Origin of the sequence: Pseudomonas sp. CFBP 13602 (assembly GCF_014842725.1) — a bacterium.
Lineage (GTDB): Bacteria > Pseudomonadota > Gammaproteobacteria > Pseudomonadales > Pseudomonadaceae > Aquipseudomonas > Aquipseudomonas baltica.
This window is the reverse complement of record NZ_JACYVT010000005.1, coordinates 17,485-30,181: the sequence shown is the minus strand read 5'-3', so window position 1 is coordinate 30,181 and position 12,697 is coordinate 17,485. Positions and strand designations below refer to the sequence as shown.

Genomic DNA, 12,697 nt, shown 5'->3' with positions numbered 1-12,697 from the left:
AAACTGCTCAGGAGTCACGCATGCGTAATCTGATTTTCGGCGCCTTCCTCGTTGTCGCCAGTGCCATGGGCGTGACCGCCCAGGCGGCGGATGTGCCGCTGGAAGCCGGCAAGACCTACGTTCAACTGAACAGCCCGGTAGCCGTCGCCGAGCCCGGCAAGATCGAAGTCGTCGAGATGTTCTGGTACGGCTGCCCGCATTGCTACGCGTTCGAGCCGACCATCAACCCTTGGATCGAGAAGCTCCCGGCCGACGTCAATTTCGTCCGTATTCCAGCCATGTTCGGCGGCCCGTGGGATGCCCATGGCCAGCTGTTCCTGACCCTGGAAGCCATGGGTGTGGAGCACAAGGTCCACAACGCCGTGTTCAATGCCATCCAGAAGGAACACAAGCCGCTGATCAAACCCGAGGACATGGCCGAATTCGTCGCCACCCAGGGCGTGGACAAGGAAAAATTCCTGCAGACCTTCAACTCTTTCGCCATCAAGGGCCAGATCGCCAAGGCCAAGGAGCTGGCCAAGAAGTATGAAATCTCCGGCGTGCCGACCATGATCGTCAACGGCAAGTACCGCTTCGACCTGGGCACCGCCGGCGGGCCCGAGCAGACCCTGAACGTGGCCGACCAGCTGATTGCCAAGGAACGTGCCGCCAAGTAAGCGGCATCACCCGCGATACGACGTTTTCGCAGCGCACCCATCGCGGGTGGGTGTGAGCTGCAGGTCAACGAGCAATCCTTGTCATGAGCGACGACAGCCAGCGCTGGAAAGAGAAATACCTGCACAGCATCGACCAGCAGGAAAAGCTCGAGCGGCGCTGGAACGCCCGCCTCGACCTGTTGCGTCGTGGCCTGGTGCGCAGCAGCCTGGCGGCCGAAGGCAGCGATCGGTCTGTGGATGCATGCATGAAGGAGATGCGCGAGGTGTTGCGCGGCGACGACATGGATGCTCGGCTGGCCGCGCTTATACCGCGTCTGGAAATCGCCGTGCTGGAGTCCGAGAAGCGTCGGCAGTCCCGGGTGCAGCAGATAGGCACCGCGCTGGGTTCTTTGGTCACGCAACTGCAGTCGCTACCGTTGCCCCGCGATGTCAGCAAACCCTTGAAAAAGCTCGCCCAGGGCCTTGAGGAAAGGGCCGGCCAGGCGCGCGAGATGCCCTTGCTGCTCAGTGAGCTCAGTGGTCTGCAGGAGCAGGCGCTCAATACCCTCGACCGACCCTTGCGCGCGCAGCGCGCGGGCCTGCTGCAGCGCTTGTTCGGCAGTCCCGACACGGTCGATGTCAGCCCTGTGCAGCCCATACCTGTGCCCGCAGCGCAGGATGAACCGGCAATGGCCATTCCGGTCCCTGCCCCCGTGATTTCTGAGTCCGATACTAGAGCGGCGCAAGTGTCCACTGTGGACGAGCCCGTATTGCAACCTGCCCCGCTCGCCGTTCCACTGCCAGCGCCAGAGCCAGAGCCAGAGCCAGAGCCAGAGCCGAGCCTGCCAGCGAGGAGCACTGCCAGCGACGCACCTGCCCTCGGCGCAGCCAACCCCGTGGCATTGCCCATGATCGACCCGCCCAGCGAGAATGCCGCTGAACAGTCGCAGGTGCTCGACAGCAGCCTGACCGATGAACAGGCTTTCTATGCCTTGCCGGCCAGCCTTGAACCGCCGTACAGCAGCGTTGCCAGCCATATCGAAACCACCCTGCTCGAGCTGCTCAGTGAGTTGACCTTGCCCGAGCGCTACATGGCCCAGGCCCAGGCCATGCACGCGCGCATCCAGCGCGGGCTGAACTGGTACGAGCTGCTGCCGGTGCTCGATGAGCTCGCCGTATTGATGCTGGCCGTCAATGACGGCAGTCAGCAGGAGTTCGAACGCTACCTGCAACAGCTCAACCAGCGCCTGGAGAATTTCCAGCGCCAGTTGCAGATGACCCATGGCGACCATGCCGACTCGCGCAGCGCCGCCCTGGCATTGGACGACGTACTGCGTGAACACGTCGACGGGTTGCAGACGAGCATGCGTGGCGCTGTCGATATCGACGGCCTCAAGCAGGTGCTGGAAAGCCGGCTCGAGGGCTTGCTGGCCAGCATGGAGCAGCACCGCCTGCAGCGCGAGGCACGCGAACAGGAAATCACCGCGCGCCTGCAGGGCTTGGGCGAGCGTGTGACGAGCATGGAACGCGAGGCCCTCGACTACCGCGACAAGCTCGAGCAGCAGCGCAACAAGGCCTTGCTTGATCCGCTCACCGGCCTGCCCAACCGAGCTGCCTGGAGCGAGCGACTGGTCCTGGAGCATGTCCGCTCGCAGCAGACCGGCAATGGCCTGCTGCTGGCCATACTTGACCTGGATCACTTCAAGTCGATCAACGACACCTTTGGTCATCAGGCCGGCGACAAGGTCTTGAAGATCATCGCCAACGTGCTGCGCAAAGGCTTGCGCGGTGACGATTTCATCGCCCGCTTCGGTGGCGAAGAGTTCGCCCTGCTGATGCCGGGCAGCGATCTGGGCGGCGGCAGCCGTCTGCTCGAACGCCTGCGTGCGGCCGTCGAACAATGCCCTTTTCATTTCAAGGGCGAGCGTGTGAGCGTGACGATGTCGGCCGGCGTAGCGGTGTTCAAACCCGGTGAGAATGCCAGCCAGGTGCTCAAGCGCGCGGATCAGGCGCTCTACCGCGCCAAGGAAGCGGGACGCAACCAGATCGAACCGGCTCCCTGAGCCTCCCGCGCCATCCCGCCACGGACGCGCGCGCAACATTCGGCAACGCGACGTAACGCATGCCCGCTGAATCCAGACAACCGGCTACGCTATGCTGATGCCCTGTTCCCGAACCTGCATGTGATCTCCCTATGAAGTTGCTCCTTGTCGCCCTCTCCCTGCTGGTACTGGCCGGTTGCTCCAACGGCTTGAGCATCGATCGCAGCCACCCGTCCGCGAACCATGACAACCGCGTGCAGTTCGTGGTGCTGCACTACACCTCGGCCGATCTGCCGCGTTCGCTGCAATTGCTCACTCATGGTGAAGTCAGCAGCCACTACCTGATCGGCGACCAGCCGGCCACCGTCTACCAGTTGGTGGACGAGAGCCGCCGTGCCTGGCATGCCGGCGAAAGCCAATGGGACGGCCGCACCTGGCTCAACTCCAGCTCCATCGGCATCGAAATCGTCAACCCCGGCTACAAGGACACCCCGAACGGCCGGGTCTGGTACCCCTACAGCGAAGCGCAGATCCAGGCCGTGATCGCCCTGCTCAAGGATATCGTCCAGCGCAACGGCATCGCGCCGCGCAACATCATTGGCCACAGCGACATCGCGCCGCTGCGCAAGACCGATCCGGGGCCGATGTTTCCCTGGCAACGCCTGGCCGAACACGGTCTGGGCATGTGGCCCGACGCGAAGGCCGTGGCACGCTACCAGGCGCGCTTCCAGGCCAGCCCGCCGAGTATCGCCTGGTATCAGCAGCAGTTGGCCCGAGTGGGTTACGAGGTGGTCCAGAGCGGCGAGCTGGACGTCGCCACGCGACACGTGATTGCAGCCTTCCAGATGCACTTCCGTCCGCAACGCTTCGACGGCGAGCCCGACGCGCAAAGCGCCGCGATCCTGCAGGCGCTCATCAGCAGGTAACAACCGATTTCACGTCGATATGCTCGAAAGCGCGGGCCAATCGCCATCTGGTTGCTATACATTGATGCCCCCGACTGGATGATCCTCGATGGCCGCCGTTTTCCCGCAGCTCCGCAGTCTTCTGTACCGCCCTTGGGCGCTGGCAACGCTTGCCGCCCTGGCCAGCGCGCTGCTGCTGTTCGCGGCCAGTTTCGCGTTGATCATGCACCAGGTTCAGCTCAACGAACGGCAGCAGATGAATGCCAGTGGCGAACGCTTCCTGGTCCGCCTGGAGCAGGTGTTCGGTCAGCTGCGCGAGGGGGTCGATGCGCTGCAGGCTCAACCTGTACGCCACTGCGGCCCGCAGATGATGGATGCACTGGAAAAGATCGGCTTCGACAACCGCTTCGTCTTCGAAGCCGCGTTCATCGACGGCGCTCAGCGCTGCTCCAACCGTCGTGGCAAGGACGTCGCCAGCCTGGGTCGACCGCCGGACATCCAGGGTTCCACCTACAGTTACTGGCTCAACACCACTACTCAGCGCAATGACAACTGGGCCGCCCTGATGCTCGGTCGCGGGCCGTTCCGGGTTTCCACCTCGCGGGGGCATCTGAGCGACGTGGTCGATCTGCCCGCCGGTGGCAGCCTGCTGGTGGTGCTCGACCAGGGACGCCGGGCGATTCCGGTGCTGGGCTCCGAGCAGCCATGGCCGCCCGTATCGGGCTGGCGTGCCGATGCGGTCGATGCCCTGCAGGTCACTTCGGACCGGTTGATCTACCGCATGTCGACCAAGTCCCCAGACTTCCAGTTGGTGCTGATCGCTCCGCGCAGCAAGGAGCTGCCCATATTCGATACCCCGCTGTGGCTGCTTTTTCCTGTCAGCTTGGTGGTGGCCCTGTGCATCGGCTGGCTGGTCCTGCAACTGATCACCCAGCGCCGCTCGATGGGCGGCGAGCTGCATGGCGCGTTGCGTCGGGGCGAACTGCAGGTGCTCTACCAGCCGATCTTCGACCTGAGCAACCGTCGCTGCGTCGGTGCCGAGGCACTGGTGCGCTGGCGTCGCCCCGACGGTACGCTCACCAGCCCGGAACTGTTCATTCCGCTGGCGGAACACAGCGGCCAGATCCGCCAGATCACCGACTTCGTCCTGCAGCAGTCGCTCGAGCAGCTCAGCCACCTCTTGCGAGCCAACCCGCATTTGTATATTTCAGTGAATCTGGCGGCGTGCGATGTCACCGTGCCGCGCATTGGCGAGGTGGTGGCCCGGCTGCTCTCCATCTACCGCGTGGCGCCCGAGCAGATCGCCTTCGAGGTGACCGAACGTTCCCTGATCGACGTCGACGTGGCGCGGGAAAACCTTCAGGCCCTTCGCGACGTGGGCCATACGGTATTGATCGATGATTTCGGCACCGGTTACTGCAGCCTGGCGTACCTGCAAAGCCTGCCTGTGGACTGCCTCAAGATCGACAAGGCGTTCATCGACGCCCTGGGCGATGACGTCGAAAGCAGTGGCGTGGCGCCCCACATCATTCGCATGGCTCATGCCCTGGATCTGCGGGTGATCGCCGAAGGCATCGAGCACGAGGCGCAAGCGCTGCTGCTCGAAAGCGAGGGCGTCGACTACGGTCAGGGTTGGTTGTTCGCCCAGGCGCTGAACGCGCGCCAGTTCAAGGAGCTGATCACCAAGGGCCGGCGCCGCGCTGGTCGGCGCGCCGGCGACGAAGCCTGAATGCGCATGGCACCCAGGCCATTCCGCTAGATCGACAGGGTCATGTAGAACTGTGTGCCTTGGCCGGGTCTTGAGTAGACGCCCATGCGTCCACCGTGCAACTGCACGATCTCCTTGCACAGGGCCAGGCCCAGTCCAGCTCCGCCCTTCTTGCGCCCCACCTGCACGAAAGGCTCGAAAATCCGCCCCTGCTGGCCGTACGCGATGCCCTCGCCATTGTCCTCGACGCTTATGATCACCCGTTCGGCATGGCGACGTGCCTGCAAGCGAATATGGCCATTTTCCGCTGTGTGCCGCAGGGCGTTTTCCAGCAAGTTGTCCAGCACCCGATCCAGTTGCCCTGCGTCCACGTGCAGGCGTGGCAGTCCTTCGGCCAACTCGATGGTCAGCTGGATGCCCAGCTCATGGGCGCGGCTGGCGAAGCGCTCGTAGGCGCGCTGCAACAGGTCATCCAGCGCACACGGCGCCAGCACCAGCTTCTGCAGGCCGTTCTGGTAACGCGAAAAGTTGAGCAGGTCGTTGATCAGTTGCATCAAGCGCTGCATTTCTTCGTTGACCGTCATGAGCAGATCGGCCTCGCGACTCTGCTCAGGGAAATGCACGCGCTCCTGCAGCAGCCCAAAGGCCATGTGCATGCCCGTTACCGGCGTGCGCAGCTCGTGAGAGGCGCGCAGGACGAATTCGCTGCGTACGCGTGCGAACGCGCGCTGCTCGGTTACATCGTGCAGCACCATGACCGCGCCGAGGATATTGCCTTGGGTATGGGTCACCGGCGTCAGGCTGTACGAAAGCAGACGCGCTTCACCATCGACTTCGAAGCTCAGGTCGTCCAGCGCACGCTCCAGGCTGCCACCGCGCAGGATCAAATTCAGTTGTTCGTCCAGATCGGGCCTGCCAAGCGCTTCGCCCAGCCCCAGGCCCAGGCGGTGGTCTTCCCAGCCCAGCTGACGCTGCGCAACGGGGTTCAAATGCTCCAGCTGGCCTTGTCGATCAATCATCAGCAGGCCGTCGTCGATGCTGTCCAGCACCGCTTGCAGGCGCTGTTGCCCGGCGCGCAGCTCATCGACATTGGTGGCCTGATGCTGACGCAGCGCGTGGGCCATGGTGGCGAAGCGGCTGGCCAGCCGATTCAGTTCTGCTGCCGGTGAAACGGGTAGCTGCACATCGAAATTGCCTTGGCTGATGTCGTCCGCCGCCTTGGCCAAGGCCTCGATGGGCCCGCCGAAACGGCGCGCGATACCGTGTGCGGTAAAAAAGCCGACGATCAGCACCGCCAGGCCCACCAGGCCGAGCAAACCCGATACCCACATCGCCCGTTGGTGGGACTCGTGCTCCAGCGCGGCGATACTTTGCAGGGTGTTCTTGTACGAATCGATCAGGCCCGTGCGCAGGGTATTGAATGCCTGGCTCAGCGGCGGGTTGTGGCTCAACGGCAGGTGTTGCGTGGCCGTGGCCTGGTATTGCTCGACAAAGGCCTGGAAGTTTTCGGCGGACTGGAGAAATCCGTAGTGAGCATTGTGGCTTTGCTCATGGGCGATGCCTTCATCGAGCAGCGCCTTGAATTGCTCCTGTGACTGGCCGATGCCCGCGACGTCCGGATCGGGCTCCAGCATCATGACCAATTGATCGCCGAGGCTCTGGCGCATCTTGAGCCCCAGGTCCAGCGTGGTGAAGTGGCTGCGCAGCATGCTTTCCTGTGAAGCAGCCATCTGCATCACGCTGACCAGACCCAACACCAGCCCCAGCAACGCGACCGTAATCAGCGCCGAGATGCTGAGAAACAGCCGGGTGTGCAGCTTCATGGCCAGTTTCATAGGTTGTACTGTTTGCGTTTGCGATAAAGCGTCGAGGCATCGATACCCAGGGTTTTGGCGGCCTGATCCAAGGTATCACTGGTGGCCAGGACGGCACCGATGTGGGCCTTTTCCAGTTCGTCCAGGCTCAGCGCCGCGCCGATGCGCGGTGCATTGTTGGCGGGCTGCTCGGCCATGCCCAGATGGCTGACCTCGACGCGCTCCTGAGGGCAGATGATGCTTGCCCGTTCGATCACGTTGCGCAGCTCGCGGATGTTCCCCGGCCAGCGATAGTTGAGCAGCGCCGCCCGTGCCTCCTCGCTGAAGCCTCTTGCTGGCCGCGCGTACTCCTTGACGAAGCGCGCGAGAAAACGATCGGCCAGGGTCAGGATATCCTCGCTGCGCTCGCGCAGCGGCGGCAGGTGCAGGGTGATCACGTTCAGGCGGTACAGCAGATCCTCGCGAAAACGGCCCTCGCGAACCATGTCCTCGAGGTTGAGGTTGGTCGCCGCCAGGATGCGCACATCGGCGCGCCGCGTCACGGGGTCACCTACCCGCTCGTATTCCTTGTCCTGAATGAAACGCAGCAACTTGGGCTGCAAGGTCAAGGGAAAATCGCCGATCTCGTCGAGAAACAGAGTCCCTCCATCAGCCTGGTTGACGCGACCCAAAGTGCTTTCACTGGCACCGGTGAAAGCACCGCGGCTGTGGCCGAAAAGCTCGCTTTCCATCAGCTCGGCAGTCAGCGACGGGCAGTTGATGGTTACGCAGCTTTTCTTGGCGCGCTTGCTCCAGCCATGAATGGCGCGTGCCAGCTCGCCCTTGCCGGTACCCGATTCGCCAAGAATGAGGATGTTGGCATCGGTCACCGCCACCTGGCGCGCGGTTTCCAGCACGACCATCATGGCGGGGCTGTGTGAATCAAGGCCGTCCTTGGGCTTGCGCACCTCGCCTTCGAGCGCTTCGAGCCGAGCCGACAATTGACGTACTTCCAATTGCTTGGCGGTCGCCAGGCGCAACTGATCGGGGCTGCAGGGCTTGACCAGATAGTCGGCGGCGCCGGCCTGAATTGCATCGACGGCGGTATCCACCGCCGAGTGCGCGGTGACGATCACCACACGCATCCATGGTGCCTGCACACGCATCTGTGCCAGTACATCCAGGCCGTTGTCCTCGCCCAGGCGCAGGTCGAGGAAGCACAGGTCGAACACCTGCCGCTGCATCAAGGTGTCTGCCTGATTCGCGCTGTTGGCCGTCGCCACGCTGTAGCCTTCGTCTTCCAGGCAATAGCGGAAGGTACGCAGGATGGCGGACTCATCGTCCACCAGCAGAATGCGGCCTTTATGCTCCGTGCCAGATTCCATGTTCCTACGCTCCTCAGAGAAAATTCTTGGTTAGTCCCGGACAAATCGGGCAGGTTGCATGGTCGATTCTGATTGATTCGGCAGGCTGCATGGTAGCTATTAGCTGATTACATTTCTAACTGTATGAAATATCTGAGCTTTCAGTAAGTAAAAAGTTTGGCATATGCCTTGCGATATCAACCGATCGTCTTCAATGGGAGGAGAGTACGAATGCGCGGTATCAAGCGACTCACGTTGGCAAGCGTCATCGCAGGTCTGGTAGGCCTGTCGACATTGGTCTCGGCGGCCACCCCTGCCAATCTCGAGAAACACGAAGGTGAATCATCCAGCCTCGAGAGCAGGCTGCAGGCAGCACGCCAGGAGGGCTCCATCTGGACAGCGCTGGCTTTGAATCGACAGCTCAACGGCTTCGAGTTCGGCGTGCAGGTCCGTGAGGGCACCGCTACGTTGACCGGCGCTGTGGAAGACCAGGTCGACCGCGAGCTTGCCGAGCAGGTAGCCCTCAATACCCAAGGCATCGACGAGGTCGATAACCGCCTGACCCTCAATCCGGAACTGGTTGAGCACGTCAATCAGCGTCAGCAATTCGCCCAGCATCTGGAAGACGCCACGCTCACGGCAATCGTCAAGTCCAAGTTGCTGTGGAACACCAGTACCCAGGCACTGGATATCGTCGTCACCACCAGCGACGGTGTCGTGACGCTCAAGGGCCAGGCGCAGACTGCCGATGCCAAGCAACTGGCTGGCAGCCTGGCGACCAATACCGATGGCGTCTATCAGGTGAACAACCTGATCAGCCTGGGTGCAGCGGATACAGCGACGACGCGGGCCGAGACCAAGGCCAAGAAGACCGAAGAAGCCTTGAGCGATACTTGGGTGACCAGCAAGATCAAGGCGAGCCTGTTGCTCAATCGCGATCTGGACGGGCTGAGCATCGATGTCGAGACGCGCACGGGCATGGTAGCGCTCAAAGGCGACGTCGCCAGTTCCGAGCAGAAAACCCTGGCGGTCGAGGTGGCACGCAACATCCGCGGTGTCCGTGGCGTGGATGCCGATCTGTTGAAAGTGTCCAAGCCAATACTGTGATCGTGCAAATCGCCCGAGCCCAGGCGCGTTATCGTGCAGGTTGCTATTGAGTATTAAGCACCCATTAGTTCAACCTACTGATTTTAAAGGGTTTAATCGGAGATAAGAGGTTGGCATGCAGGCTGCAATACTTGTTTCAAGAACACGTATTCAGTCGCTATCCCAGTGCAAGGAGTTTCCGGATGAACCGTCCTCAAGCAGCTCAAGCGTCCGCCCTGTCCCAATCGATGCGTCAGGCATTGTTTCTGGTTCTGGCGACGCTGGTGACCCTGCTGGCGGTGCAGCTGTATGCAGGCTGGGCATCTGCCCAGCAGCAGGATCTTCTTCTGCCACCTCAAGAGCGTCTGGTCGACACCGCGCACCTCAATCCAGCCAGTGCGCATTGGGTCGGGCGTCAGCAATCTGGAAACATTGAACGCGTACAAGCGAACGAGCCGGTTGAACACATTCGCAGTTGGGTGTTCTGAGGTACTGGCAACGCATCTGATCAACCGATAAAACACGACAAATCGTAAAGGAGATACACCATGCTGAGTTGGGCAGTCACATTCCTGATCATCGCCATCATCGCCGCCGTCCTGGGCTTCGGTGGTATCGCCGGCACCGCAGCAGGCATCGCCAAGATCCTGTTCGTAGTATTCCTGGTGCTTTTCGTCGTCTCGTTCATCTTTGGCCGTCGCGGTCGAGGCTGACCATGACCAGCATGACCCTCAAGGGTATAGCCATGGCGCTGTCGCTGGTCGGCAGCAGCATGGCAATGGCCGCCAATGACGGTCAGGCTCGCGTCAGCGAGCTACTGGGTTCGAGCACCGAGTACCGCGATACCTGGCAGTCGGTGATCAAGTCCGAGGAACGTGTTCCGGACTGGATCATCAATCTGTCAGGCGTTTCGCCCCAGCAGATGTCTGCAGTCCCGGAGGACGGCGACAATTACCTGGTGGGGCCGCTGTGTGAAACCGCTGAGAGCTGCAAAAGTGGGCGACTGCTCGTAGCCTTCAGCATGGACAAGGAAGATGCGTACGCATTGTATGTCCAGGTACCTGCCGGCTTGCCTGCCGATAAGTCGCCGACGCGTCACGCGACCTATCGCTTTCTCGGCAAGCCCGACGAAGGCATGCAGCAGATGCTCATGGAACAGTTGAAGAAAGACCCTGACTGGTACTGACTTCCTGTGATGCCGTGATGGTTTGCGCCATCACGGCAGTGCATCAAAGATCTACAGATTGGGCCGGGTCATCCTGGTCCGAATGGCCGGCACTCAGAAGGTGGCGGTCATGACCATGGGGTCGGGTTGTTCTGAATGCAGTCGGTTCGGAGTGACCTAGGGGTACAGGGAGGACCTCCGAACCGGGCCGGGTCAGGCAACAGCTGCTGCGCAAGCGGTGTACGATCATTACGTGCCCGGCTTGCGCAGAGCCTATCTTCGCAGCGTCGAGCTGCCTTCCATCTTGTTTCATCTTTTTCCAGCAGAAAATTCCCAGCGTTCGGTTTCGCGAACGTCGTTGGTTTTTTTGCACCCCCTTTTCGGCAAACCTGCCAATTGCTTCGGCATGGCCAGTCGTCTATCCGAACGCACATATCAAAGGCAGTAGATCACTCAATCGCGTTATGCCGATCTTGCATAGGGTAGTCGCATCCGGCATTAGACGCTGCCGCAGTGCATCGGAATAGTTGCGCCTTTTTTCGTTCGCCAAAGCGTTTCGCCATGGCGTGAAGAAACCTCTACGGATGGCCGTTCGGCTTGCGAACAGGCATCACGAGTTGACTTGGAAAAAGGGTAACGACATGAAGAAGGCAAAACTGAGCCTCGCCTGGCAAATACTCATCGGCTTGGTACTGGGCATCGCACTGGGTGCAGTGCTCAACCACTTCAGTGCCGAGAAGGCCTGGTGGATCGGCAATATCCTGCAGCCCGCAGGCGACATCTTCATCCGCCTGATCAAGATGATCGTGATCCCCATCGTGATCTCTTCTCTGATCGTCGGCATTGCCGGCGTGGGCGATGCGAAAAAGCTCGGCCGCATTGGCGTGAAGACCATCCTCTATTTCGAAGTGGTGACCACCATTGCCATTCTGGTTGGCCTGGGCCTTGCCAACTTGTTCCAGCCTGGACTGGGTATCGACATGAGTACCTTGGGCACCGTGGATATCTCGCAGTATCAGAAAACCACGGCTGAGGTGCAGCATGACCATGCGTTCGTTGCCACCCTGCTCAACCTGATTCCGTCCAACATCTTTGCGTCGATCGTTCGCGGCGACATGCTGCCGATCATCTTCTTCTCGGTACTGTTCGGCCTGGGCCTGTCGAGTCTGCCAGGTGAAACCCGGGAGCCTCTGGTCAAAGTCTTTCAGGGCGTATCGGAAAGCATGTTCAAGGTCACTCACATGATCATGAACTACGCCCCAATCGGGGTTTTCGCGCTGATTGCCGTCACGGTGGCCAACTTTGGCTTCGCTTCACTGCTGCCCTTGGCCAAACTGGTGGTGCTGGTGTATGCGGCGATCCTGTTCTTCGCCATCGTCGTGCTCGGTGTCATCGCGCGCCTGTTCGGCTTCTCGGTCTTCAAGCTGTTCCGCATCTTCAAGGACGAGCTGGTACTGGCGTATTCCACGGCCAGTTCGGAAACCGTCCTGCCGCGCGTGATCGAGAAGATGGAAGCGTATGGCGCACCGAAGGCCATCAGCAGCTTCGTGGTGCCCACCGGCTACTCGTTCAACCTCGACGGCTCTACCCTCTATCAAAGCATCGCGGCGCTGTTCATTGCCCAGCTGTATGGCATTGACCTGTCGATCGGGCAACAACTGATGCTGGTACTGACCCTGATGGTCACTTCCAAAGGCATTGCAGGCGTGCCGGGCGTGTCGTTCGTGGTCTTGCTGGCGACCCTGGGCAGCGTAGGCATTCCGCTTGAAGGCCTGGCCTTCATAGCCGGCGTCGACCGCATCATGGACATGGCCCGTACCGCGCTCAACGTCATCGGCAATGCCTTGGCCGTGCTGGTGATCTCGCGTTGGGAAGGCATGTACGACGATGCCAAGGGCGAGCGCTACTGGAACTCCCTGCCGCACTGGCGCAGCAAAGACCGCGTCGCCCCCTGACGCGGCTCTGTGGGAGCGGGCTCTGCCCGCGGCGGCGCGCCGCG

11 protein-coding genes are annotated in these 12,697 nt (G+C 61.3%); 9 read left to right on the top strand and 2 right to left on the bottom strand.

All coding sequences use genetic code 11. The features are described 5' to 3' along the window. Positions 1-20: 20 nt before the first annotated feature. The 4 genes from IFU31_RS11355 to IFU31_RS11340 all read left to right on the top strand — a co-directional run bounded on the left by IFU31_RS11355 (position 21) and on the right by IFU31_RS11340 (position 5,311). On the top strand, positions 21-656 hold the full coding sequence (locus IFU31_RS11355) for a thiol:disulfide interchange protein DsbA/DsbL (RefSeq protein WP_192103004.1): 636 nt from the start codon (positions 21-23) through the stop codon (positions 654-656). Positions 657-739: 83 nt separating this feature from the next. Next, entirely contained in the window at positions 740-2,698 is a 1,959-nt protein-coding gene (locus IFU31_RS11350) for a GGDEF domain-containing protein (RefSeq protein ID WP_192103002.1), read from the top strand. A gap of 131 nt (positions 2,699-2,829) precedes the next feature. After that, complete coding sequence (locus IFU31_RS11345) at positions 2,830-3,603, top strand: N-acetylmuramoyl-L-alanine amidase (RefSeq protein WP_122480102.1); 774 nt, start codon at positions 2,830-2,832, stop codon at positions 3,601-3,603. Positions 3,604-3,691: 88 nt separating this feature from the next. Then, positions 3,692-5,311 (top strand): EAL domain-containing protein, encoded by a 1,620-nt coding sequence (locus IFU31_RS11340; RefSeq protein ID WP_192103000.1) that lies wholly within the window; start codon positions 3,692-3,694, stop codon positions 5,309-5,311. A 26-nt stretch (positions 5,312-5,337) separates the two neighbouring features. Here IFU31_RS11340 and IFU31_RS11335 read toward each other — a convergent pair whose 3' ends face one another. Both IFU31_RS11335 and algB read right to left on the bottom strand, forming a co-directional pair. Beyond that, positions 5,338-7,125 carry a KinB sensor domain-containing domain gene (locus tag IFU31_RS11335; protein WP_185794581.1) on the bottom strand — a complete coding sequence of 596 codons (1,788 nt, stop codon included), beginning with the start codon at positions 7,123-7,125 and terminating at the stop codon, positions 5,338-5,340. Continuing rightward, entirely contained in the window at positions 7,122-8,468 is a 1,347-nt protein-coding gene (gene algB / locus IFU31_RS11330) for a sigma-54-dependent response regulator transcription factor AlgB (RefSeq protein ID WP_049860524.1), read from the bottom strand. The genes IFU31_RS11335 and algB overlap by 4 nt, the downstream gene beginning before the upstream one ends. Positions 8,469-8,678: 210 nt before the next feature. On the opposite strand from algB, the gene IFU31_RS11325 reads away from it, so the two are divergent. The 5 genes from IFU31_RS11325 to gltP all read left to right on the top strand — a co-directional run bounded on the left by IFU31_RS11325 (position 8,679) and on the right by gltP (position 12,653). Then, a complete protein-coding gene (locus IFU31_RS11325) occupies positions 8,679-9,554 on the top strand; it encodes a BON domain-containing protein (protein ID WP_192102997.1) in 876 nt (291 codons plus the stop codon). A 182-nt stretch (positions 9,555-9,736) separates the two neighbouring features. Continuing rightward, positions 9,737-10,021 (top strand): hypothetical protein, encoded by a 285-nt coding sequence (locus tag IFU31_RS11320; RefSeq protein WP_192102995.1) that lies wholly within the window; start codon positions 9,737-9,739, stop codon positions 10,019-10,021. 60 nt (positions 10,022-10,081) lie between these two features. After that, a complete protein-coding gene (locus tag IFU31_RS11315; RefSeq protein ID WP_043191899.1) occupies positions 10,082-10,246 on the top strand; it encodes a DUF1328 domain-containing protein in 165 nt (54 codons plus the stop codon). Between the two features lie 2 nt (positions 10,247-10,248). Then, entirely contained in the window at positions 10,249-10,719 is a 471-nt protein-coding gene (locus IFU31_RS11310; protein WP_192055232.1) for an inhibitor of vertebrate lysozyme family protein, read from the top strand. Between the two features lie 620 nt (positions 10,720-11,339). Beyond that, positions 11,340-12,653 (top strand): glutamate/aspartate:proton symporter GltP, encoded by a 1,314-nt coding sequence (gene gltP, locus IFU31_RS11305; RefSeq protein WP_122480108.1) that lies wholly within the window; start codon positions 11,340-11,342, stop codon positions 12,651-12,653. The last annotated feature ends 44 nt before the right edge of the window (positions 12,654-12,697 follow it).